Origin of the sequence: Candidatus Enterococcus moelleringii (assembly GCF_017377575.1) — a bacterium.
GTDB classification, from domain to species: domain Bacteria; phylum Bacillota; class Bacilli; order Lactobacillales; family Enterococcaceae; genus Enterococcus_A; species Enterococcus_A moelleringii.
The window spans coordinates 22,759-46,073 of record NZ_JAFREM010000010.1 but is presented as its reverse complement, the minus strand read 5'-3'; the positions used below and the strand labels follow the sequence as shown (position 1 = coordinate 46,073).

Annotated in this window: 20 protein-coding genes and 1 riboswitch; of the genes, 15 read left to right on the top strand and 5 right to left on the bottom strand. The window is 44.8% G+C overall.

The annotated features are described in order from the left end of the window. Positions 1 to 41: 41 nt before the first annotated feature. Positions 42 to 167: riboswitch (cobalamin riboswitch) on the top strand. Between the two features lie 117 nt (positions 168 to 284). The 3 genes from JZO70_RS05820 to JZO70_RS05810 all read right to left on the bottom strand — a co-directional run bounded on the left by JZO70_RS05820 (position 285) and on the right by JZO70_RS05810 (position 4,255). Beyond that, complete coding sequence (locus tag JZO70_RS05820; RefSeq protein ID WP_207672608.1) at positions 285 to 1,172, bottom strand: LysR family transcriptional regulator; 888 nt, start codon at positions 1,170 to 1,172, stop codon at positions 285 to 287. 624 nt (positions 1,173 to 1,796) lie between these two features. Further along, positions 1,797 to 3,053, bottom strand: a complete 1,257-nt coding sequence (locus JZO70_RS05815) for a GNAT family N-acetyltransferase (protein WP_207672607.1) — start codon at positions 3,051 to 3,053, stop codon at positions 1,797 to 1,799. 356 nt (positions 3,054 to 3,409) lie between these two features. Next, positions 3,410 to 4,255, bottom strand: coding sequence for a sialate O-acetylesterase (locus JZO70_RS05810; protein WP_207672606.1), 846 nt, complete (start codon positions 4,253 to 4,255; stop codon positions 3,410 to 3,412). Between the two features lie 546 nt (positions 4,256 to 4,801). Between JZO70_RS05810 and JZO70_RS05805 the strand changes: the two genes are divergently transcribed. The 7 genes from JZO70_RS05805 to JZO70_RS05780 all read left to right on the top strand — a co-directional run bounded on the left by JZO70_RS05805 (position 4,802) and on the right by JZO70_RS05780 (position 12,358). Then, positions 4,802 to 5,491, top strand: coding sequence for a response regulator transcription factor (locus JZO70_RS05805; protein WP_207672605.1), 690 nt, complete (start codon positions 4,802 to 4,804; stop codon positions 5,489 to 5,491). Next, positions 5,478 to 6,467 (top strand): sensor histidine kinase, encoded by a 990-nt coding sequence (locus tag JZO70_RS05800; protein WP_207672604.1) that lies wholly within the window; start codon positions 5,478 to 5,480, stop codon positions 6,465 to 6,467. The genes JZO70_RS05805 and JZO70_RS05800 overlap by 14 nt, the downstream gene beginning before the upstream one ends. An 83-nt stretch (positions 6,468 to 6,550) precedes the next feature. Beyond that, positions 6,551 to 7,237: an ABC transporter ATP-binding protein gene (locus tag JZO70_RS05795; protein WP_207672603.1), complete on the top strand. Its 687-nt coding sequence runs from the start codon at positions 6,551 to 6,553 to the stop codon at positions 7,235 to 7,237. Continuing rightward, positions 7,234 to 7,881: an ABC transporter permease gene (locus JZO70_RS22365; protein WP_242703805.1), complete on the top strand. Its 648-nt coding sequence runs from the start codon at positions 7,234 to 7,236 to the stop codon at positions 7,879 to 7,881. The genes JZO70_RS05795 and JZO70_RS22365 overlap by 4 nt, the downstream gene beginning before the upstream one ends. Positions 7,882 to 7,908: 27 nt before the next feature. Then, positions 7,909 to 9,795: an ABC transporter permease gene (locus tag JZO70_RS05790; RefSeq protein ID WP_242703804.1), complete on the top strand. Its 1,887-nt coding sequence runs from the start codon at positions 7,909 to 7,911 to the stop codon at positions 9,793 to 9,795. A 99-nt stretch (positions 9,796 to 9,894) separates the two neighbouring features. Then, positions 9,895 to 10,866, top strand: coding sequence for a serine hydrolase domain-containing protein (locus JZO70_RS05785; protein WP_207672602.1), 972 nt, complete (start codon positions 9,895 to 9,897; stop codon positions 10,864 to 10,866). A 52-nt stretch (positions 10,867 to 10,918) separates the two neighbouring features. After that, a complete protein-coding gene (locus tag JZO70_RS05780; protein WP_347565096.1) occupies positions 10,919 to 12,358 on the top strand; it encodes an aldehyde dehydrogenase in 1,440 nt (479 codons plus the stop codon). Positions 12,359 to 12,422: 64 nt separating this feature from the next. Here the strand turns inward: JZO70_RS05780 and JZO70_RS05775 are convergent, their stop codons facing one another. Both JZO70_RS05775 and JZO70_RS05770 read right to left on the bottom strand, forming a co-directional pair. Next, positions 12,423 to 13,190 (bottom strand): response regulator transcription factor, encoded by a 768-nt coding sequence (locus JZO70_RS05775; RefSeq protein WP_207672601.1) that lies wholly within the window; start codon positions 13,188 to 13,190, stop codon positions 12,423 to 12,425. After that, on the bottom strand, positions 13,191 to 14,441 hold the full coding sequence (locus JZO70_RS05770) for a sensor histidine kinase (protein ID WP_207672600.1): 1,251 nt from the start codon (positions 14,439 to 14,441) through the stop codon (positions 13,191 to 13,193). 234 nt (positions 14,442 to 14,675) lie between these two features. On the opposite strand from JZO70_RS05770, the gene JZO70_RS05765 reads away from it, so the two are divergent. From JZO70_RS05765 to JZO70_RS05730, 8 genes are read left to right on the top strand one after another with little or no spacing between them, the layout of a single operon-like run. After that, entirely contained in the window at positions 14,676 to 14,951 is a 276-nt protein-coding gene (locus tag JZO70_RS05765) for a BMC domain-containing protein (protein WP_207672599.1), read from the top strand. 51 nt (positions 14,952 to 15,002) lie between these two features. Continuing rightward, positions 15,003 to 15,782, top strand: coding sequence for a propanediol utilization microcompartment protein PduB (pduB, locus tag JZO70_RS05760; protein ID WP_207672598.1), 780 nt, complete (start codon positions 15,003 to 15,005; stop codon positions 15,780 to 15,782). A gap of 16 nt (positions 15,783 to 15,798) precedes the next feature. Beyond that, a complete protein-coding gene (locus JZO70_RS05755; RefSeq protein ID WP_207672597.1) occupies positions 15,799 to 16,467 on the top strand; it encodes a phosphate propanoyltransferase in 669 nt (222 codons plus the stop codon). 10 nt (positions 16,468 to 16,477) lie between these two features. Then, on the top strand, positions 16,478 to 17,212 hold the full coding sequence (locus JZO70_RS05750) for a flavoprotein (protein ID WP_207672596.1): 735 nt from the start codon (positions 16,478 to 16,480) through the stop codon (positions 17,210 to 17,212). Next, positions 17,212 to 18,696, top strand: a complete 1,485-nt coding sequence (locus JZO70_RS05745) for an acetaldehyde dehydrogenase (acetylating) (RefSeq protein ID WP_207672595.1) — start codon at positions 17,212 to 17,214, stop codon at positions 18,694 to 18,696. The genes JZO70_RS05750 and JZO70_RS05745 overlap by 1 nt, the downstream gene beginning before the upstream one ends. A 13-nt stretch (positions 18,697 to 18,709) precedes the next feature. Then, a complete protein-coding gene (locus tag JZO70_RS05740; RefSeq protein ID WP_207672594.1) occupies positions 18,710 to 19,825 on the top strand; it encodes a 1-propanol dehydrogenase PduQ in 1,116 nt (371 codons plus the stop codon). Positions 19,826 to 19,852: 27 nt separating this feature from the next. Beyond that, the gene (locus JZO70_RS05735; protein WP_207672593.1) at positions 19,853 to 22,366 is read left to right on the top strand and encodes a glycyl radical protein; all 2,514 of its coding nucleotides are present in this window, start codon (positions 19,853 to 19,855) and stop codon (positions 22,364 to 22,366) included. 22 nt (positions 22,367 to 22,388) lie between these two features. Further along, complete coding sequence (locus tag JZO70_RS05730; protein ID WP_207672592.1) at positions 22,389 to 23,306, top strand: glycyl-radical enzyme activating protein; 918 nt, start codon at positions 22,389 to 22,391, stop codon at positions 23,304 to 23,306. The last annotated feature ends 9 nt before the right edge of the window (positions 23,307 to 23,315 follow it).

The window sequence follows — 23,315 nt, the reverse complement described above, 5'->3', positions numbered from 1 at the left end:
AATCAGCTGTTTCTATCAAAGATATGCTATACTGAACTCAATTGAATAGATTAGAATATTTAATCGGAAGATTACAATGGAAGTTGGTGAAAAGCCAACGCTGTACCCGCAACTGTAAGGATGCTGTCATCCAAGTCAGGAACATTGACGATATTCTAATTCACTTTTTCGGGAGTAAAAAAGTGGCTAGCATGCAAACGAATAGCCGCTTTTTGTCTAAAGACAAAGCGGCTATTTTTGTTTTCATCTATTTAGAGCATGTCGGAGTGCTCTTTTGAAATGGGTTAAACCCAGTGAACATGAGTCGTGGATTTAAAGGAACTGGATTGCTGTTTAATGGCATTATAAAGCTGATCGATGGTTTCACGTTGGACACTTGCTTTATTAATGACCACGTTGACCGGTTCATGCATGGTTAGTTCTTTAATCACCTTCAGCTCTCCCGAATCAATGTAGGACTGAAGCCGTCCGGTGCGTACGATACCAAGCATCGCATTATTAATGACGGCTTCTTGGACTACTTCATCACTGGTGGTATCAATAATTTGCGGCGTATTCAAGGATTGCTTGAATAAGTTTTGGTAGTTGTAGTATTCTGATTGATCGATGACGATGGGGTATCGATCAAAGTAATCTTCTAACTGATAAGAGCTTCGATAGTATTTTGAATGAATACACAATGCGACACTCTCATAATCAATGACTTCATACTTCAAGTCGGAAGAAGCAATGTTGCCGGATACAATGCCTATATCGATCTCTTGTTTTAATAGCTGACTGATGGTTTCCTCATTAGATGATCCCTTCACCTTAAAGGATATTGTGGGATCGTTGCGGCTGATTTGGCGAATAGCAGGTATCAAATAGCGGTAGCAATAATAATCATGACCTTGTACCTTCACAAAGGATCGTGCGCCGTAATCGGCTGGAATTCCTTTGATCATATTCACCTCTTTCAAAATGGTGATGACTCGCTTATACAGTTCTTCCCCAGCGTAGGTTAGTACATAATGACCATTGCGTTTTTCTAAAAGCTGCGTTCCTAAATCCTCTTCCAAGCTTTTCAGATGTTTTGTAACAGTCGGTTGTGAATAATTCAATTTCATGGCTGCCCGAGTTAAGTTAAGCTCCTCGGCAACTACTTGAAATGTTTGCAGCGTTCTAATTTCCATCCTTTCTCCTCCCAATGCATTTAATTTTAGATTAGTTCATCTCCTTTCCAGATATAACCCTCGATGATCACAACACAAACCTTTTTTGGTTAGTTATTGCCATCATGCAACTGCTATAGTTCAAGTATAGCGTAAGATTCCGTTTTGTAAACGCCTTCTTCGTTATTTTTAACACTTAAATAATCAGCAAGAAAAACTGAGTTCGCTATTACAAAAGTTGGAGAATTTACAGTTTCTTTACTAATAATGTAAAGCTTTATTGAAGGCAAAATATACTTAAATGGAATAGCAGGTATTCCTTTCTTGCTAAACAATATTTTTTTTTGAAATTAAAAAAGTCAGATGAATAGTCGGTAGAATGGAAGTTTGATTAAGGGAGATAGTTGATAGAACGGGAACGAAGATCTGCAGTAGAAGAAAGTAAAAAAAGCTCCAGTGGAATTAACGACCTGAAAATAAAATGCATACAAAATCAAAGAAGAATTTGTTCAATCAATGACAATTTAAACACAAACAGAGAGCGGCTCAACTTCTGAGTCGCTCTCTGTTTTGGCGATTGAGCAAAAGTTGCTGCTTTGATCTGCCAAGTTGACTGTTATTAGATGAATATAAAATTTGTTGTGATTAATAGTCACTCCAACCGACTGGCGGAGTTTCCAGGTAAAAGGCTTGATCCAATTTCAGCAGTACCTGTGGCTGTTCTGTCTGCAGCTGCCCCATTCGATATAAATCATTAAAACTAACGGCCCCCACAAAAGCTGAAGTAAAATCAGCCAAGGATAGCGCAACTGAAATCTCCGCGGTCTTGGAAGAGTCTAAAAGTCTGGCCTTTCCCTGTTCAATTAGCAGCTGATATTCCGCGGTTTTTTTACGATAACCATCGGAAATTGTGAAGGCAACCGACAAATCTGCGCTATTGTAATTGCGATGCTGCGTTTGCTGGACGATAGCTGGGATGTCTAGGATTTTGTACATGTTGCCAATATACTGTTGGTTGGTTTCCAAATAGCCGAAATCAAGAAAGTTCCTGGAATCATTTAACGGATTGTCAAACAGAAAATGGAAACCTGGCTCAAACGTTTTGAATTGAACGGATTGTGCTTGATCATCTTGATTGCGTAAAAAGCCCAAGAGTTTTCGTAGAACCAAGGGATTCTGATAAAGCATTTCCTTAACAACAATTTGATTACGAGTATAATTATCAGCCTTCGTATTTTTAAACTGAAATACTAGATAACCTTCAATTTCGGCCGCTTCATTCAGGCTGGCAACGAGGATGTTCTCAGGATCAGTAAAGATGTCCTGCCATTCATAGTTATATCTCTTTGCCATGCCATGAGTTTGTTGGACTATTTTTTCGTGAAAATTCCGTAATTTACTTTCGTCCTTCGATGTTAAATAAACCAAATGACAAGGCGCTTTGTATTTCGGCAAGGCTGGAGTTGCCAGGCAGTAATGGTTCAGCTTTGTACCGTAGCCATACTCCGCCTGATGATAAAAACTTGGTTCGAAGGGGAGAAGCATAGCGAGTGGGATGTTTTTTTCACGAAAGTAGTCTTCGAAATAAGCCAGCATTTTGTGACCAATACCTTGTTTTTTATGAAACAAATGTACACCTAAAGAACCTAAACCAGCGGTTAAAGTCATTTTGCCAAAAAGATTCATTTCAAAGGGCAGCAGGCGCATTTGGGCAATTAGCTTGTCTTCTTCAAATAAACCATAAAATTTAATTTGCGGGTCCTGCACTCGCATCGTTTGCATGCGATTCGTAAACCGTAGTTTGCCTTCTGGCGAAAAATCTTTAAAGCTAGGGTAGGCGTGGAAGGCGATTTCCGTATGGGCGGCTAAATCTTCTGCGGACAACTCTCTAATCTCACTCATTTTAAACGCTCCTTTGTGACAGATTTTGCTATCTATAGTATAGCAAAGTTTGTTTTGCGGATTTATCTAAAAGAGAATAGTGGGTATTTATTTTTGTGATGGGAGAGTTAAATTATCGAGAAATGTGCCACGTATGAGTCTGATGTGTTTTTGCAAGGAGGCATGCAGAAATCAGCAAGGGGGAACTGTCAAGGATACCGTGAATTACATATTCAACAAGATTGACTATTGATCTATAAGATAAATGAAGTTGAGTTGGTTTTAACCTTAACTCGCACCGGGTCTCACGATGATATTCTGTGAGTAAAAAACATTCTGAAAAGCGGTGGAGTTTTTTTGCTCTCCACCGCTTTACGTTAATTTCCCTGCATAATTTCTGAATAAATTGTGAAAAATTCTTCTTCGGTCAGTTTCCCCAACGCAAATTCTTTTGTTAACAAATACATCCGAATGGCGGCAGTTGGTTCTGTCTTCAACTGTTCCAGCCGATTGTCTTCTTCCGATAAAGGTTCGAAAACTGATTTTTCCTGGGAGAAGGCTTGGTAATATCGCAGGCCGAATTTTCGTTGGGAGACAGCGTCAAGATGGATGCCGTCTGGATTGGCCGTGAGATTTTGGGCGGTCACAAAATAGCAGTTATCTTCTTGTTCCGCGGTCTGCTGCAGCAGCTGATTGATTTCCCCGTGTTCAACGGCACTGGCCCCAAAACCGCTTTTGCCTAGAAAATCGCCTAAGCCGCCGATGATGATGGGGATTTCTTGGGCGTCTAACTCTTTCCTCAGATGATCGAATAGTGTTTTCAATTTGGCTGCATAGGTTTTGTACAGCTGGTTCAGACTGTCATTTTCACCTTGGTGCCATAAGATTCCGATGAGTTCGCTGCTCTCCATCGCAAATTTTGCTTCGTTTAGAGCGTGGCGAGTCAGCACGCTATCCGGCGCCCATTCATCCATTGCGCTTCCACCTTCCGCACAAGGAATCAGTCCCAATGATTCACCAGAGTGAGCTTTTACCCACTCCAAGGCAAAGGATGCTGCTGGTCCGATTCCGGCAATTTCCCGATCAAAATGAATCGGTTCGGCCATCATCTGCCAGCGGCCATTACGCAGCATATGGATATTTTCGTGGTGAATAAGGGGGACGTCTTCGATAAAGCCTCGTCCAGCCATGTTGGACTGACCGATCAGTAATATTGATTTCATTTGGCACGCTTCTTTCTTTGTTCTATTTTATCAATAGTTTATCGGTAGATTGAGTGGCTGGCAACTAAATGAGTTTCGTTTTGTTAGCTTAAGGATAGATCTCTTAGCAAAATTAGGAGGGTGAGCTAACGCAACATTTTTTTCTCATAAATTGAAGATAAAAATTTTTCGGAAAAATTAAAACAATTCGTCTTTTTTGTCGTATATTAGATATGAACCGGTAAATAAAGGTATCGGAAAAACTCGGGCTACACTTTTTTTGAATCTGATGACTCAAAATGAGTTTTTTCAGCTGTATTCGCGGAAAAATACAGTAGTGGGAATGTCTTTGTTCTATCGGTTCGCCGTAAAACTGATTACGGTCATGTAAAAGCATCGCAGATTTTTGTTGGAAGATTTTGCCAATGAAGTCTTGTGGTGCTTTTTTGTATGCAAGCAAATGTGACTGAAGAGTTTTGAAGCGTAAATTTTCAGCGTGGTATACTTAAGTGAGCATTATATAGGAAACTATTTTTTATAAATAGATAGAGAGTGGAGGGGTGACCGATGACGCAAATTTTACTGGTTGAAGATGATGCAGCGATTGCTAAGAATTTGAATGTGCTGTTGCGGGGAGAGGGATACACGGTGACTCATGGGGCGACGCGGAGTGAAGCTTTGGAATTGATCGCAGACAATCGCTTTGATTTGGCACTGATTGATATTTCTTTGCCGGATGGTAATGGTTTTGCGGTTTGCACCGAGGTGAAGGCGGCACAGAATATCCCGGTGATTTTTTTGACGGCTTCTGATGATGAGGCGAGTGTGGTGACTGGCTTGAACATGGGAGCGGAAGATTATGTGACGAAGCCTTTTCGTCCGCGGGAGCTGGTGGCTCGGATCAAGAATGCGTTGCGGAAGAGCAGCGGCGGGCAGGCGGTTTTTGAGATTCAGGGGCTGCAGGTAGATACCGCCAACGGTGTGGTGAAAAAGGCCGGCAGCGAGGTGTTTCTTTCGGCTTTGGAATATCGGCTGCTGCTGGTATTTGTTAATAATCCTAAGAGTATTATTCCGCGGGCGCGCTTGCTGGATGAGTTGTGGGATGCCGCCGGGGAGTTTGTTAATGACAATACCCTGACGGTTTATATCAAGCGGCTGCGGGAAAAGATCGAGGATGATCCCAGCCAGCCGACGATTATTTTGACGGTTCGGGGAACGGGGTATCGGTTGGGAGGCACAGACCATGTTTCGCAATAGGGAGTTTCGGCAGTTTTCGCTTTTATTTTTGGTCTTAGTTGTCTTATTTAGTGTTGTTGGCTTCATGCTTAGTCTGGCGACGGGCCTTTTACTGCTAGTTTCGGCCGCGATTTTTGGTGCGGTCTTTTTTCTGTTTACTCAAAAGAGGTACCAAAGTATAAACCGGATATCCAGTCAAATTGATTTGGTGCTGCATAATGAGGAGCGTTTATTTATTGAAGAATTGGACGAAGGGGAGCTGTCGATTTTACAAAGTGAGATTGTCAAAATGACTCAGCGTATCCGGGAACAAAATGAGGCCTTGAAAAAGGAGAAGGCACACTTGGCAGATTCGCTGGCGGATGTGGCCCATCAGCTTCGGACACCTTTGACTTCGGCGAATCTTACTTTGTCATTGTTGGAGAATTCTTCTGAGGAAGCAGGACGTAAAGCTTTTGTGCGGGAAACGGAAGAACTGCTGGTGCGGATGGATTGGCTGCTGACAGCATTATTGAAAATTTCTCGTTTGGATGCTGGGGTAGTGGAGTTTCAAAACGACCCAGTGGAGGTTGAGGCTTTGCTTCAAACTGCGTTGCGACCGTTGGCGATTCCGATGGAGCTGCGTGATTTGACGGTGCAGCTAGAGGTGCCTGAGGGAGCTGTGATCATTGGAGATATGGGCTGGTTGGCGGAGGCGCTGCAAAATATTTTGAAAAATGGCATGGAAAGTGCTGGTGAAAAGGGAGAGATAACTATTCATTGCACTGACAATCCGCTGTTTACCCAGCTGGAGATTCAAGATAGCGGTCCAGGCTTCGATCCAGTCGATTTGCCTCATTTATTTGAACGGTTTTATCGAGGGAAGAGCGCCAACGCCACTGGTTTCGGCATTGGATTAGCTCTTAGTAAAATGATCATTGTCCGGCAAGGCGGCTCGATTACGGCCAAGAATGTTCCCCAAGGCGGCGCGCTTTTTACGATTCGTTTTCCCAAGTGACGGATCTCTCACCTGAAAGTCACCTGGCTGCAAGCTGAAGGCTCTATGATAGAGGTGAGTCAAGAAGAAGGGAGTCTCGTAAAATGGAGCTATTAAAAATTGAAAACCTCAGCAAGATCTACGGCAAAGGGGAAAGTCGGGTGGTCGCCTTGGATGATGTCTCGTTGACGATCGAAAAAAGCGAATTCACCGCCATCATCGGCTCCTCGGGTTCGGGGAAATCGACACTTTTGCATGTGATTGGCGGCGTGGATGTGCCCACCAGCGGCAAGGTGTATCTGGATGGACAGGATGTCTATGCCCAAAACAATGAAAAGCTGGCGATTTTCCGGCGGCGGCAGGTGGGGTTGATTTACCAGTTTCACAATTTAATTCCTACTCTGAATGTGGTGGAAAACATCACCTTGCCGATCCTGATGGACAAACGGGAAGTAAATCAGGAACGCTTACGGGAATTGCTGGATTTATTAGGTTTGGAAAAGCGGCAAAATCATTTGCCCAATCAGCTTTCAGGCGGTCAGCAGCAGCGGGTTTCGGTGGGGCGGGCCTTGATGAATGCGCCAGCTGTGATGTTAGCCGATGAGCCGACTGGGAGTTTGGACAGCCGCAATGGACATGAAATTATTAACTTATTGAAGCTGAGCAACCGGAAATATGGTCAAACCTTGATTGTGGTGACCCATGATGAAAACATTGCGTTACAGGCGGATCGGATTATCGGTATTTCCGATGGCAAGGTGGTTCGTGATGAGCGGGTGATGCAATCATGAACATCTTCAATAAAGTCACGCTGGAAAATATGAAGCAAAACCGCACCCGTACGCTGGTCACTATTATTGGGGTGATCTTGTCGGCGGCGATGATTACGGCGGTGGCGACATTTGCGATTTCTTTGCAGAATTATATGGTGGAAGGTTCGATGGTGAAGTACGGCGATTGGCATGTGGAATTTTTAGACGTTGATGAAAAATTTGCGGCGGCGCGGGCGCAGGACGAAGAGGCTGTCAGTACCACAGAATTTCAAAACCTGGGTTATGCCACGCTAGAAAACGGGAACAATCCGGACAAGCCTTATTTGTTTGTTGCTGGTTTTGGCCAGGAAGCTTTTGACCAGCTGCCGCTAAAGATTACAGCCGGCCGGTTGCCGAAAAATAGTCAGGAGGTTTTGCTGCCGGCGCATCTTGCCGCAAACGGCGGGGTCAATTATGCAATTGGCGACACGTTAACTTTAGCTGTGGGTGATCGGATTGAGGGCAACAAAATTCTGGGACAGCATGATCCATACCTTTCGGAAGGTGAAGCGGTAGTGCCGACTACGGAAAAAACGTATCGGATCGTCGGAATTTGTCAGCGACCCAGCTTTGAGGAATCTACGGCGCCGGGCTATACCTTGATCACTGCAGCCACGGATTAATCGAAAACCCGCAGTGTTTTTGTTACCTTGAAAAATCCTCGCAAAGCAAATGCCTACGGAGAAGAAAAGGCTGGCAAACACGCCTATGTATTTAACGAAAATATGTTGCGTTTTATGGGTGCCTCCAATGACAAGATTTTTAATGCGCTGCTTTATGCGGTAGGCGGCATCCTGGTAATTTTGGTGATGGTGGGATCGATTTTTCTGATTTACAATTCTTTTGTGATTTCGTTAAATGAACGGACCCAGCAATTCGGCATTCTTTCTTCTGTTGGGGCAACTCCTCGGCAGTTGCGGAATTCGGTGTTGTTTGAAGGGATTTGCATCGGGGTAATCGGTATACCCTTAGGAATTTTGGCCGGCTTAGGCAGTATTCGTTTGGTGATTTCAGTAGTAGCGAAAAATTTCAGCAACATTCTTTATAACAGCGTTCCCCTGACCTTGAACATCTCGCTGCCGGTTTTGGCTCTTGCGGCTTTGGTGAGTCTAGTTACGATTCTGATTTCGGCCTATATTCCGGCGCGGAAAGCCGCGAACACGCCGGTGATGGAAAGCATTCGGCAAACCAATGAGGTCAAGATTGAAGCGAAAAAAGTCAAAACGTCAAGGCTGGCGCAACGCATTTATGGCTTGGAAGGCACCTTGGCTTTGAAAAATTTCAAACGAAACAAGAAACGTTACCGTAGTATTGTCTTGTCCTTGGCGCTAAGTGTGATTCTGTTCGTCTCCGCGCAGTCTTTCGGCAGTCACTTGAAGCAAGCGGCGGAAACTTCCGTAGTGGATACAGATTTTGATATCATCTTTGCCACCACTGACCTGCCGGAAGCGGAGCTGTTTCAGCTGTACGAGAAATTCCAACAGGTGGATGGAGTTACCGATAGTTCCTATCAGGCAATTTCTACTTATTCCACTACTGTGCCGATCAGCGCTTTTTCAAAAGATTACCGAGCACAAGCAGGTTATGATCAATCAGATGAAGAGATAACCTTGCCACTGGACATCCAGTTTATTGAAGACAGTGAATACGAAAAATTTCTTGCGGCTTTGGATTTGCCTGCCGACGAATATTTGGAAAATCCTAGCAAAATGACGGCGGTTGCCAAGGTCCAAGGGGAGGGTGAAGCGAAGGAAAAGAGTGAATTGATCGACATGTTCAAAGCCGGCGAGCAGAATTTCTCAGTTACCCCCGAACTGGAAAGTGAGCCTGTAACTGGTAAGACGCAGGATATCGCGATCACCTTTGTGGATACGATTCCGTTAGACACGCTGCCAAGTCAGCCCGGTGAAAACAAGCCTTTTGTCTTTATGATTGTGGCACCTTATAAATTGAAGGAACAGTTTTCGCCGCCGGGAATCAAGGAGAATTTAGGCCTGACCTTCTTGTCGAATAACCCGGCCCAGTCAGTCAAGGAAATGAAAGAGATCATTGAAGGCACAGGACACTCCGCGGCCTATAACCTTTACAACACCAAGGAAATGTTTGACCAAAATCGCAATATACTTTTTGTAGTGGATGTGTTCACCTATGTCTTTGTAGTGATGATCTCCTTGATTGCGGTGGCGAATGTTTTCAACACGATTTCCACCAACATCAAACTGCGGCGGCGGGAGTTGGCGATGCTGCGTTCGGTGGGAATGGCAGACCGTGATTTTAACAAGATGATGATTTTCGAATGCTTCTTTTATGGCATGCAGTCCTTACTGGTGGGTGTGCCGATTGCGGCGGGTGCGTCGTGGTTGATTTATCAAGGGATCGTCATGGGAGGCGGAGAAATTTCTTTTATTTTCCCTTGGAGCAGTCTGGCCATTAGCATCTTGAGTGTTTTTCTGATCGTGATTATTACCATGCTGTACGCCGTGAGCCAGTTGAGAAAGGAAAATATTATTGATGCGTTAAGAGATGAATTAACTTAATGTGGGGAGCCTTGGAGAGCAATTTCTCTGAGGTTTTTTTGGTTGACTTTGCCCTTACTGGAACGCTTAACCTGATAGTAAGTAATGGAGGGATGCACAATGGAAAACGAAAAATTTGTCGCTTTGGAAGCGAAAATTCAGCGGGAGTATGGGAATACGGCGGGGATAACTGTTAGTCAAGAGGGTACGATTGTTTACGAAAAGTATTTCAACGGATGCGAAGCAGATACGGCGGTGCACATTTTTTCGGTGACGAAAAGTATCGTCTCAGCCTTGATTGGGATCGCGTTGGAAAAGGGATATATCACGAGTTTGGATCAAAAGGTGTTGGACTTTTTCCCGGAATATTCGTTTCCTAAAAAAGAAAAGATGCTTTCGGCGATTACGCTGCGGCACTTGCTGACGATGACGGTGCCTTACAAACGAATGCTTAATCCGTATCCCCAATATTTTACTAGTCCTGATTGGGTGAAGTTTTCTTTGGAGGCAATCGGGGGCAGAGGTCGTGTGGGCGAGTTTAAGTATGCGCCTTTAATTGGGCCAGACATTTTGTCGGGGATTTTGGTGAAAGCTACGGGGCAATCAGTGCTGGATTTTGCGCGGGAAAATTTGTTTGATCCGATGGGGATTCAGATGGAGGAGACGATTACTTTTCGTGACAAGGAGGAACAGATGGCCTTTTATCAAACAACTGGTGTGAGGGGGTGGGTGGCCGGACCGACTGGTGTGCATACGGCTGGCTGGGGACTGAGCTTAACTGCGCGAGAGTTGGCGAAAATCGGACAGCTTTATTTGAATGGCGGCGTTTGGGAAGGACAGCAGCTGGTTCCTGAGAAATGGATTAAAGAAAGTACCAGAGAGCAGAGTGCTTGGAAAAAGTTGGGGCTGAAATACGGTTATTTGTGGTGGGCGTTGGATGATGAGCGTTCGTTTGCGGCGCTTGGGGATGGCGGTAATACGATTTATGTGAATCCGCAAAAGCAGCTGGTGGTTTCCATGACAGGGTTGTTTATGTCGGAAGCGAAGGATTGGTTGGCGTTGATTCAGCAGGAGATTACGGCGATGTTTTAGAGAAATTGTCAATAAATTGCTGATTTAAGCGAAAAAATGTTCATTCTAGCCTATTTCCTCTATAGTAAGGATAAATGATACTCTGAAGGAGAGGATAACCTTGGTACAAGAATGGACCAAAGAAGATGCCCATCAGCTGCTGGCTCAGCATCAGCAGTTTTTCGCCACCCATCAAACCAAAGATCCAAGGTTCCGGGTGGAGCAATTAAAACGATTAAAACAAAGCATTATCGATTATGAAACGCAATTAATGGAGGCGCTCCAGCGGGATTTAGGCAAGCATCCCCAGGAATCCTATGCGACTGAGATCGGTTTTGTATTAAAAAGTCTTAGCAGCATGATCAAAAAAGTTCCTAAGTGGGCGAAGGATCAGCGGGTGAGTACGCCTTTTTTCTTGTGGCCTTCATCTAGCCGTATTCATTATGAACCCTATGGCACGGTATTGGTGATCGGACCGTTTAATTATCCCTTCCAGCTGTTGATTGAACCGCTGATTGGCGCACTGGCGGCGGGGAATTGTGCGGTGGTTAAGCCTTCTGAGCTGACACCGAATTTTTCCCGAGTGGTGTCCAGCATGATTAAAAACACCTTTGATCAACAATATGTTTCGGTGGTGGAAGGCGGCGTGGATACCAACAATGCTTTATTAAGCTGTCCTTTTGATTACATCTTTTTCACCGGCAGCGAAAAAGTCGGCAAAATTGTGATGCAGGCTGCCGCCGAGCATCTGACGCCGGTAACTTTAGAACTTGGCGGCAAAAGTCCAGCAATTGTCACCAAAGACGCCGATATCCGGCTGGCTGCCAAACGAATCATTTGGGGTAAAACGATTAATGCCGGTCAGACTTGCGTTGCTCCCGATTACGTAGTGGTGCATCAGCAGGTGAAGGATGCCTTTATTCATGAGGCCCGCAAAGTGCTGGAGGAATTTTATGGCACCCGAATTGCCCGCAGCGACAGCTATGCTCGCATTGTGAACCGGAAACATTTTGAGCGGCTGATGGATTTGCTGGAAGCCTGCCAGGATGAGTGGCTGTTCGGCGGCGAGGTCAATCCGGATGATCGCTATATTGAGCCGACGCTGTTGGAAAATTCTTGGAATTCCGCAGCCATGCAGGAAGAAATTTTCGGCCCGATTTTGCCGATTATTTCTTATACGAATCTGGATGCCACCATCGAAAAAATCAATCAAATGCCGAAACCATTGGCGATGTACATTTTTTCTCAGGACCAGAAGGAGCAGGAATACATTATCGATCGGACCAGCTCCGGCGGCTTGTGCATCAACAACACAATTATGCATCTAGTTTCTGACAAAATGCCTTTTGGCGGTGTCGGAATGTCCGGGATTGGTTCTTATCACGGCAAATACAGCTTTGAAACCTTCTCTAACGCTCGCAGTATTTTGTCATCGAAGAAAATGGATACGCCGTTTATTTTTCCCCCGTATAATGAGGAGAATTTGAAGTGGATACGGCGGATATTGAAATAAGCCAATAAAAATTGAACCGCCTGAATCTGCGACAGACTCAGGCGGTTTTTTGGCAGCATTAAAATTAGCTTGGAGAAGCAAGGTCCCCTTTTCTTTGTTGATTGCGGAACTTCAACGGACTGATGTGGACGTATTTTTTGAAGGTCTTGCAATAATAGGAAGAATCGGTAAAGCCGGAATTGCTGGCGATGGCGTAAATCGGCAGGTCGGTTTCGATCAACAAATCCTTTGATTTTTCTAAACGATAAAGCAGCAAAAATTCGCTGAAGCTGATGTTCATTTCTTTTTTGAACAAGCGGCTGAAGTACTGGGGATTAAGATAGAGCAATTTAGCCAGCTCAGCCACCTGAATATTTTCCAGGTAATGATTTTCAATGTATACCAAGGCCTGTTGGATAAACTCGTTCTGGGAAATTTTGGTAGTTTCTTGGATGAACGAGGTATGGACGGGATTTTTTTGTAAATCAGCCAGCACCCGATCAATGGACTGGGTGAGTTTCTTGGTTCGGATCGGCTTGACTAAGTAGTCCACCACTCGGCAGTTAATGGCGTCCTGGGCGTGTTGAAAATCTGAGTAGGCAGTTAGGATAATCGTGCGAACGTCCGGCAAAAATTCTAAAATCTGCCGTTGAGCCGAAAGGCCGTCCAGCTCGGGGATGCCAATATCCATCAGAATAATATCTGGTTTAAACACTTTGGCTTTTTTGATGGCTTCCTTGCCGCTGCTGGCGATGCCGACAATACTGATTTCACTGTATGTCTTTTTGACGATCATTTCTAAGGCTTCTTTTTCGAAATTCTCATCCTCGACAATGAGCAACTTGTATTTCATTTAGGCACGCTCCTTCGTTTTAAGCTGTCGAATATCCGTAAAAGCGGGAAAAATAATCTTAACCGTCGTAGCAAACCCTTCTTTTTTCTCCAGCACCAGCCCATACCCTTCGCCAAAATAATCCTTCAAACGCAGATGGGAGTTGTTCACGCCTAATCCCGGATGCTTTTTACTGGCTGAATAATCCAAAATGGTTGATTTGATAAATTCCGACATCCCTACGCCGGTATCACTGACATCCACAATAATCGAGTCATCTTCTTTAGTAACGGACACCGCCACCTGGCCGCCTTTTAACAGCGGTTCAATCCCGTGAATGATGGCATTTTCAACGATCGGCTGCATGATCATGTTTGGGATGCAGCATTGCAGCAGTTCATCTGGTACGTCAATCGTATAATTTAAACGATCTTGATAACGGGTTTTTTGAATGTACAGATAACGCTTGATGTTAGCTAACTCACTTTCCAAGGTTGGGAATTCTTCCGTTTGCCGCAAGTTGTAGCGTAACAGGTCGGACAAGTTGTAAATCATCTCTTCAGTGTCCTCGGCGTTTTCCTTCATGGCAATGCGGGCAATCGTATTTAAGGTATTAAAGAGAAAGTGCGGATTGATCTGAGCCTCGATGGTTTTCAGCTCGGCACTTTTCAGGCGCTTTTCGTAGGCTAGTTTTTCTTGGTACTCTTGGACGAACTGCTTTTGAGCGATGGATTTTAAGCCCATTTCTTTTAAGTAATTGGCAATTAATTCATACAGATCCACACAATCCTGCAAATAGCTTTCCTCAACAATGGCTAGTTGATCAATGGCTTCTTGCAGTTTGCTTTCAGTGACCTCAAGCTGAGCGGCTAATTCAGGTACATTAAATTTTTTACGAGGATCTTCCTCACTGTTGGGGTCTTTGATTAAGACCTGCGCCCCTAGTACGGCCCCCAAAAGCTCACCATCCACGATAATCGGCACGCAGCAATCCTTCAGGCCTAAATGGCAATCATATGTAATGGAGCGATTTTCTAAAAATGATTTCTTTTCGGCTTGGGCATCACAGGCGATGCATTGCTGGGCTCCTACGTTTGACGAACGCACCAAATCACAAAAGGGCGTGAAGTTGTTTAAATCGCCCACTGGATTTCCCTCAGAATCAACAGTGACAACGGATACATTTACCAGCTTAGACAGCTTGTCTTGTACATTTTGCAAAAGATCGATATCGATTACGTCAGTTAAGTGTAACTTTTCCCTCGAATCCATAGTTATCCTCCCCAGAATACATTTGCACGATTTCCTTCATTATATCAAATTTATTTAATGAAATGTATGACTTGGGAAGGTTCATGGGCAGGTCATTTCTATTATATAAAGTCAAAATAGTTATATTTTTGCTAGTCATCTGCCGCCAATAATTGGTCGTCTCCAGCAAATAAAAGGAAACGTTTTCTCGTTAAAATTTACTTGTGAATAAAAAACGCTATAGGAGGGTACATTATGGGTCAGGAAGCTTTAGGAATGATCGAAACGCGGGGATTTATCGCATCGGTTGAAGCCGCGGATGCAATGGTTAAGGCAGCCAATGTGCAGCTGGTGGGATCAGAAAAAATTGGATCAGGATTAGTCACTATGCTTGTTAGAGGAGACGTCGGGGCAGTCAAGGCGGCGGTTGATGCTGGAGCATCTGCGGCAAACGGAGTGGGTGAAGTCGTGTCTACGCATGTAATCCCTAGACCACATTCAGATATCGAATCAGTTATCTTGCCAAAATAATCAGTTTAGGATGACAGTCCAACTTAATACAAAATAATAGGAGGAAATACAATGAACGAAGAATTACTAGAAAGAGTACTATCTGAAGCGCAGAAACGGGTAAACAATACCAACTCGGCGCCAGCAAGAACCAGCAGAGAAGTCCATTTAACTGAATTTGTGGGAACAGCTATGGGAGATACCATCGGCATGGTGATCGCCAATATTGATCCTCAGCTGCATGAACATTTAGGCTTGGATCGTAAATATCGCTCGATTGGGTTCTTAAGTGCCCGTACCGGCGGCGCGCCGCATATCATGTCCGCCGATGAAGCAGTGAAAGCGACAAATACTGAAATCGTTAAAATCGAAATGGCTCGGGATACAAAGGGCGGTGCTGGACATGGAGCTACCATTATCTTTGCAGCAGAAGATGTGTCTGATGCACGTCGAGCAGTTGAAATTACGTTGTCAGCCGTTGAGAAAAACTTTGGCAATGTGTACGGCAATGACGCTGGACATATTGAATTGCATTATACCGCACGGGCAAGTCAAGCCTTGGAAATGGGCTTTACCGCACCGGTTGGAAAATCATTTGGGATTATTGTTGGTGCACCGGCTGCGATTGGTTTGCTAATGGCCGATACAGCGGTGAAGACAGCCAACGTTTCCATCGTTACCTTTGCAAGTCCTAACAGCGGAACGGCTCGCTCGAATGAAATTATTGTTACCATTACTGGCGACTCTGGCGCTGTGAAGCAAGCATTGCTTAGTGCACAAGAAGTTGGTTTGGCTTCACTGGAAGCACTGGGCGGAGATGCTCCTTCTTCATCTACACCTACTCTATATTAGACAGGGGCGAAAATAGATGAATCGCACGAAATTTTCTGATGAACAATTACTAGCAGTTGCCCAGCAGCTGTTGAGTCAGATAAACCAGAAGCAGGAACAGTCGGCAGAAAAGAAGATTCCCGTGGGGATTTCTAATCGGCATATTCATCTTTGTCAGCAGGATCTTGAGACGTTGTTTGGAAAAGGCTTTGAGCTGACTCGTAAAAACTATTTGTCGCAGCCTGGGCAATTTGCGGCAGCGCAGACGGTTACCGTGGTGGGTCTTAAAGGTACGATTCACAACGTTCGGGTGTTAGGTCCGGTTCGCAGCGAATCGCAGCTGGAAATCTCCCGTTCGGATTCCTTCCAGTTAGGCATCAAGGCTCCCACCAATGAATCTGGAGATTTAACCAATGCCGGTTCGGCTTTAATTGTGGGACCTATAGGCTCGGTTCAGCTGAAACAAAACGTGATTATCGCCAAACGCCACATTCACATGACCCCAGAAGATGCACAACGTTTTGAGGTTGTTCAAGGGGATGCCGTGGCGATCAAGACAGTCGGTGAACGCCAAGCAGTTTTTTACAACACGCTTGTGCGAATCAGCGATCGCTACCGACTGGAATGTCATCTTGACACTGATGAAGCGAATGCGGCCGGATTAGCCAATAAAAATACCTTTGTCGAAATCGTCAAAGATAATTGAGGTGAGGCCGATGAATGCCGAAGAATTAGAGCTTTTGCTGAAGAAAGTATTGGCTGAATTGACGGAAAGACAGTATCACGTGTTGGTGGTGGGATTTGGCAGCAATCAAAAGGAAGAGCATATCTTTTCTTTATTGGAGAAGCACCAAAGTCACTGTCAGTACCAGTTTGTATTTTCCAAGGCCTACCAAGAATTTTTCGATTCCTCGAAATGGGAGCAGCTAGGTGGGTTAATTCAAACAGCTGATGCAACTGTGCTGGCGGATTTAGCTCAGGTAGACTTGATTTTAATTCCCTACTTGACCCGCAATAGTCTAGCCAAGCTGGCCTTAGGCGTTGCTGATAATTTGCCGCTTACCTTGGTGAATCAAGGATTGCTGATGGCAAAGCCGGTCATGGCCGCAAATCACTGCTGGCTGACCGACAATGAATTTGCTGCCTTTCGAGAAATCAATCAAAATCCAGCGATGCAGCAGCTTTACTATGATCATGAAGCCAAGCTGAAGACGCTGGGTGTCCAAAGCCTGACCTTGCAAGACTGGAAGGAAGCCTTTGAAGATTTTATTACTAAAAAGAGCCGAATAATCAAACAAATGGAAACACCGCAAGTACATTCCTCAACCAAAGTTTTAACCTTGAAGGATGTAAAGCAAGACCCGCTAGCTTACTTAAGTTCTTCTCAAAAAATGACGGACTTAGCACGAGAATTTCTTAACGAGCATCAAGGAGAAGGGAGACATAACTAGTGGAATACGATAAAGATTTACAATCGATCCAAGAAGCAAGATTCGTGATCGAAGCCGCTAAAAAGGCCCAAAAGAAATTAGCTGAAATGTCGCAGGAGCAAATCGACGCCATCGTGGAAGCGATGGTTAAGAAGACCAGCGAAAATGCGGCTTACCTAGCCAAGCTAGCCAACGAAGAAACCGGCTTTGGCAATGTGACAGACAAAACCTTAAAAAATAAATTTGCTAGCGACGTGGTTTGGTCCAGTATTAAGGATCTGAAGACCGTTGGAATTTTGAAAGATGACAAGGACAAACGGATCATGGATGTGGCGGTACCGATGGGCGTAATCGCCGGGTTGATTCCCTCAACGAATCCAACCTCCACCACCATCTACAAAGCCTTAATCGCGGTCAAAGCCGGCAACGGCATTGTCATTTCACCTCATCCCGGGGCGAAAAATGCGATTTTAGAAACGGTCAAAATTTTGCGTCAAGCAGCTTCAGAAGCGGGAGCGCCTAATGGAATTATCGGTGCGCTAACGACTTTAACTGCCAAAGGCACCGAAGAGCTGATGAAGCATCGCGACACCGCCTTGATTCTAGCAACCGGCGGCGAAGCAATGGTTCGGGCGGCGTACAGTTCCGGCAATCCGGCCATTGGTGTGGGTCCGGGAAATGGTCCAGCCTTCATCGAACGAACAGCCAATGTGGAACAAGCCGTTGCTGATATTATTGCCAGTAAAACTTTTGATAACGGCGTGATTTGTGCGTCGGAGCAATCAATTGTGGTAGAGCGAGTGATCGCAGAACAAGTGATTGTTGAATTGAAGAAGCACCAAGCTTATTTCCTTTCTGAATCTGAAAGCGACAAATTAGCCGGTTTCATTTTACGCGGCAACGGGACGATGAATCCGCAGATTGTTGGGAAAACGGCGGTTCAGGTGGCGAAGATGGCCGATATTATTGTTCCTGAGAATACGACGATTTTAGTCTCACCGCAAGAAACGGTAGCACCAAGCAATCCTTACTGCAAAGAAAAGCTTTGCCCAGTGATTGCCTTTTACATTGAAGAAAATTGGCTGGATGCCTGCAACCGTTCGATTGAATTGCTAAATGTGGAAGGCAGAGGGCATACCTTATGTATCCATTCCCAAGACGAAGAGGTCATTAAAGAATTTGCTTTGCATAAACCCGTTTCTAGAATGTTGATCAACACACCTGGTGCGTTGGGAGGAATCGGCGGCACCACCAATCTTGAACCGGCTTTAACTTTAGGCTGTGGCGCAGTAGGTGGCAGCTCAACCTCGGATAACATCACGCCGCTTCATTTAATCAACATTAGAAAAGCCGCTTACGGCGTGAAATCGATGGAAAGTTTGCGAGGCTCAGAGGATACAGCTCAAGCAGCGATTTCTATCGGCGCAAGCACCGTGGATATTTCGGACAACGATGTGCGTAAATTAATTGAAGCAGCCTTGAAGAAACTGTCTGAAACTTCTTAGAAAGGAGTCAAGAATGAAAGATTTTACGATTGCCTCAAAGGTCATTTTTGATACGTCGCTAAGGGAGTATTTCAGTCAAAGCCCTTATCAACGGGCCATGATTGTGGCGGACCCGATGATGGTGCAGCTGGGATTTGTCGATCAGATCAGTTCACAGTTCCATCAAACCGATAAAGCCTTTTTACTCTTTGATGCCATCACACCGGATCCCACAGTAGAAACGATCGGTGAAGGAGTTTGGCAGATGAATCAATTTCAACCGGACTGCCTGATTGCCATCGGCGGCGGTTCAGCGATTGATGCAGCTAAGGGTATGATTTTAGCCAACTACAAATTGTCTGCCGCTTATCAAAAGCCGGATTTCATCGCGATTCCGTCAACCAGCGGAACCGGCAGCGAGGTAACATCCTTTACGGTGATTACTAACAGTAACGATAAAAAGCCCTATGTTGATCAACGGCTAGTGCCAGAGGTAGCGATTTTGGATGTTGATTTGGTGAAAACCGTACCGGCTAAAATTACGGCCGATACCGGGATGGACGTACTGACCCATGCCCTGGAAGCCTATGTTTCAACCAATGCCAGTACCTTCACCGATGCCTTAGCCGAAAAAACGGTGCAGCTGGTTTTTGAAAAACTGATCGAAGTTTTTCAGCATCCGGATAACTTATCGGCGCGACAAAAAATGCACGAGGCCTCAGCCTTAGCGGGTATGGCCTTTACCAACAGTTCCTTAGGGATCAATCACAGCTTGGCCCACGCGATTGGCGGGATTCATCATTTGCCCCATGGTCGTATCAATGCGCTGCTTTTGCCAGCGGTGATTGCCTACAATGCCCAATCAGAAAATGGTCAGAAATATTGTCGGCTAGCTAAGCTTTTAGGTTTGCCGGCGGCTACAACCGAAGAAGGCACAGCCAATTTGATTTTAGCAATTGAATTATTAAATGAAGCCTTAGAGATGGAAAAGAGCTTTAGCTGCTTTGGAATTTCTGAGTCGGTTTATCAGCAGGCGGGTGAAACCATCGCGGCCTTTGCTTTACAGGACGACTGCACGAAAACCAATCCACGCGCAGTAACGGAGGAAGCACTAAAGGAAATCTATCTATCTCTATATACCAAGAAGTAGATACTGAAAATTGAGAGGAGTTTTAAAATGGTAGAAAAAAGTAAACGTATTGATAAGTTAATTGATGATTTGTATTCGGTGGACCCAAGAATTGAGTCTGAAAGGGTGCTATTGATTACAGAATCTTATAAAGAAACCGAAAACCAACCAGTAATTATCCGTCGCGCAAAAGCCTTGGAAAAAATTCTCGGCAACATGAGTTTAGTGATTCGCCCTGACGAGTTAATTGTCGGAAACTTAACCAAATCACCGCGGGGAACGCAAATTTTCCCTGAGTTTTCGAATCAATGGTTAGAGGATGAATTTGATCGCATCGAAAAAAGAACCGGCGACTTGTTCAGAATTTCTGAAGAAGTAAAACGGGAGCTTTCCGAAGCCTTCAAATATTGGAAAGGCCGCACCACTAACGAATTAGCGACTGAATTAATGTTCCCAGAAACCAAAGATGCTATGAATGCTGGCGTGTTCACAGTTGGTAATTACTACTTTAACGGCGTGGGTCATATTTCGGTGGACTACGGCAAAGTATTGGAAATCGGCTTGAAGGGCATCAAAGATGAAGCACAACAAGAATTAGATTCCTTAGACTATGGCGATCCAGAAGCCGTGACTAAATCACATTTCTTGGAAGCCGTGATTATTTCGACAAATGCGGTAATTAATTATGCCAATCGTTTAGCAAGTTTGGCTGCTGAAGAAGCGAACCGGACTAGCGACAGCCAACGCAAAAACGAATTAGCTAAAATTTCCGAAAATCTGCGTCGCGTACCAGAATACCCAGCAGAAAGTTTCTATGAAGCCCTGCAGTCCTTCTGGATTATTCAAGCGGTAATTCAAATTGAATCTAACGGTCATTCAATTTCACCAATGCGTTTTGACCAATATGTTTACCCATTCTACAAAAAAGACGTGGAAGGTGGACGTATTTCCGAAGATTGCGCTCAAGAATTATTGGATTGCCTATGGGTGAAATTCAATGACGTCAACAAAATTCGTGATGAAGGCTCAACTAAAGCCTTTGGTGGTTACCCAATGTTCCAAAACTTAATTGTTGGTGGACAAAACGGCCGCGGAATTGATGCCACCAATCCATTGTCATTCGCTTGTTTAGAAGCAACTGCTCATACCAAATTACCGCAGCCATCACTTTCGATTCGCGTTTGGAATAAAACGCCAGAAGCGCTGCTGCATAAAGCCGGCGATGTTTCTCGCATGGGCTTAGGGATGCCAGCATACTACAGCGATGAAGTAATCATTCCAGCGTTGGAAAATCGCGGCATCAGCTTACAAGATGCGCGGGATTACGGCATTATCGGCTGTGTGGAACCGCAAGTAGGCGGAAAAACCGAAGGCTGGCATGATGCAGCGTTCTTCAACATTCCAAAAGTATTGGAACTTACTTTGAACAACGGCTACGCAGACGGCAAAAAAGTTGGTTTGCAAACCGGCGATGCCGCTTCTTATACCAGCTACGAACAACTGGAAGCAGCCTTCAAAAAACAAATGGAATATTTCGTTAAGCTGTTAATCAATGCCGATAACTCAGTGGATGTGGCTCACGGCCAAAGAACACCATTGCCTTTCTTATCTTCAATGGTAGATTGCTGTATTAAAAAAGGCAAATCATTGCAAGAAGGCGGCGCACATTACAACTTCACTGGACCTCAAGGGGTTGGGATTGCCAACGCTGGGGATTCATTGATGGCGATCAAGAAAGTGGTCTTTGAAGAAGGCAAGCTGACTTTACCAGAATTAAAACAAGTTTTAGACAGCAACTTTGGCAAAGGTGCGTCCATCAGTCAAGCTGCGCCAGCTGATAAATTAACCAATGTTGATTTGACCAACCTGACTAGCGAAAAATTGGTGGATCTGTTGAAGGATCTATTAGCAGAACAACAAAATCCAACACCGGTTGCAGCTGCAGCGACGAACAAAGACGGCGAATACATTCGTCAATTGTTAATCAACGGCGCACCAAAATTTGGGAATGACATCGATGAAGTCGATGATATCGTTCGCGAAGTGGCTTTGATTTATTGTGAAGAAGTCCAAAAATATACTAACCCACGTGGGGGCACCTTCCAACCAGGCTTGTACCCAGTTTCTGCCAACGTTTCTTGCGGAATGGAAACCAAAGCTTCGGCGGATGGACGTTATGAAGGCGAACCTTTAGCTGATGGGGTATCACCAACTTCTGGTCGCGACCAAAATGGCCCGACAGCTGCTATGAATTCAGTAGCGAAATTGGATCACCACATTGCTTCAAATGGTACTTTGCTGAACCAAAAATTCCATCCATCTGCTTTGCAGGGTGAAGAAGGCTTGAACAACTTGTCAGCGTTGGTTCGCGGTTACTTTGAACAAAAAGGCATGCACGTACAATTTAACGTAATCAGTCGTGAAAAACTGGTAGATGCTCAAAAGAATCCAGACAAATACAAAAACTTGGTGGTTCGGGTAGCCGGCTACAGTGCACACTTTGTTTCACTGGATAAATCAATTCAAGAAGATATTATTGCCCGGACGGAACAAGTATTCTAGGCAATACGACTGAGGTGGATGTATGAATGCGACAAAAGAAAAGACCGGCATGATTTTTGATATCCAGCGCTTTTCGGTTCATGACGGGCCCGGCATTCGGACGATTGTCTTTTTCAAAGGCTGTCCGCTGCGTTGCGAATGGTGTTGTAATCCCGAAAGTCAGGTCTTCAGCAAGCAGCTGATGCTGATTCAGAAAAACTGTATCAGCTGCGGTATGTGTGCGCCGGTTTGTCCTCAAGGTGCGATTTCTTACACGCCGGAGGTAACGATTGACCGGGACAAATGTATCAATTGCGGCAAATGTACCGATGTTTGCTTTAGCGAGGCCTTGACGATGACCGGAAAAGAAATGACGGTTAACGACTTGATTGTCGAGCTGAGAAAAGACGAGGTTCATTACCGGAAATCCAACGGCGGCATTACCTTATCCGGCGGCGAAGCATTGGCTCAGCCGGAAATGGCCGCAGCACTTTTGGCTGCCTGCAAGGAACAGGGGTGGCATACCGCGGTTGAAACGACTGGTTATGCGCGAAAAGAAGTATTGGAAAAACTACTGCCCTATACCGATTTAGTGTTGTTGGATATTAAACATTTAAATAGCGTGAAGCATCAGAAATATATCGGCCAGCCTAATGATTTAATTTTGAAAGCCGCTCAGGTGATCGCTGAATTTCCAGGAGTCGAGCTGGTGGTGAGAATCCCAGTGATTCCGGATTTTAACGATAGTCCCGAGGACATTGCGGCGATTGCATTAATCGCCAAGCATTTGAAGGCAACCAGAATCAATTTGCTGCCGTATCATCCCTATGGTTCCAACAAGTATGGCCATTTGGATATGACGTATTTGGCAGCCGATATTGATACACCGTCCACCAATCGCATGACGATTTTACAGGAATTAGTCGAAGGAATCGGAGTGCCTTGTAAAATTGGTGGGTAAATAAATGGA

Excerpts from the sequence above, each read along its gene's own strand:
- JZO70_RS05820 (WP_207672608.1), bottom strand. The coding sequence starts at position 1,172 with ATGGAAATTAGAACGCTGCAAACATTTCAAGTAGTTGCCGAGGAGCTT.
- JZO70_RS05815 (WP_207672607.1), bottom strand. The coding sequence starts at position 3,053 with ATGAGTGAGATTAGAGAGTTGTCCGCAGAAGATTTAGCCGCCCATACG.
- JZO70_RS05810 (WP_207672606.1), bottom strand. The coding sequence starts at position 4,255 with ATGAAATCAATATTACTGATCGGTCAGTCCAACATGGCTGGACGAGGC.
- JZO70_RS05805 (WP_207672605.1), top strand. The coding sequence starts at position 4,802 with ATGACGCAAATTTTACTGGTTGAAGATGATGCAGCGATTGCTAAGAAT.
- JZO70_RS05800 (WP_207672604.1), top strand. The coding sequence starts at position 5,478 with ATGTTTCGCAATAGGGAGTTTCGGCAGTTTTCGCTTTTATTTTTGGTC.
- JZO70_RS05795 (WP_207672603.1), top strand. The coding sequence starts at position 6,551 with ATGGAGCTATTAAAAATTGAAAACCTCAGCAAGATCTACGGCAAAGGG.
- JZO70_RS22365 (WP_242703805.1), top strand. The coding sequence starts at position 7,234 with ATGAACATCTTCAATAAAGTCACGCTGGAAAATATGAAGCAAAACCGC.
- JZO70_RS05785 (WP_207672602.1), top strand. The coding sequence starts at position 9,895 with ATGGAAAACGAAAAATTTGTCGCTTTGGAAGCGAAAATTCAGCGGGAG.
- JZO70_RS05775 (WP_207672601.1), bottom strand. The coding sequence starts at position 13,190 with ATGAAATACAAGTTGCTCATTGTCGAGGATGAGAATTTCGAAAAAGAA.
- JZO70_RS05770 (WP_207672600.1), bottom strand. The coding sequence starts at position 14,441 with ATGGATTCGAGGGAAAAGTTACACTTAACTGACGTAATCGATATCGAT.
- JZO70_RS05765 (WP_207672599.1), top strand. The coding sequence starts at position 14,676 with ATGGGTCAGGAAGCTTTAGGAATGATCGAAACGCGGGGATTTATCGCA.
- pduB (WP_207672598.1), top strand. The coding sequence starts at position 15,003 with ATGAACGAAGAATTACTAGAAAGAGTACTATCTGAAGCGCAGAAACGG.
- JZO70_RS05755 (WP_207672597.1), top strand. The coding sequence starts at position 15,799 with ATGAATCGCACGAAATTTTCTGATGAACAATTACTAGCAGTTGCCCAG.
- JZO70_RS05750 (WP_207672596.1), top strand. The coding sequence starts at position 16,478 with ATGAATGCCGAAGAATTAGAGCTTTTGCTGAAGAAAGTATTGGCTGAA.
- JZO70_RS05740 (WP_207672594.1), top strand. The coding sequence starts at position 18,710 with ATGAAAGATTTTACGATTGCCTCAAAGGTCATTTTTGATACGTCGCTA.
- JZO70_RS05735 (WP_207672593.1), top strand. The coding sequence starts at position 19,853 with ATGGTAGAAAAAAGTAAACGTATTGATAAGTTAATTGATGATTTGTAT.
- JZO70_RS05730 (WP_207672592.1), top strand. The coding sequence starts at position 22,389 with ATGAATGCGACAAAAGAAAAGACCGGCATGATTTTTGATATCCAGCGC.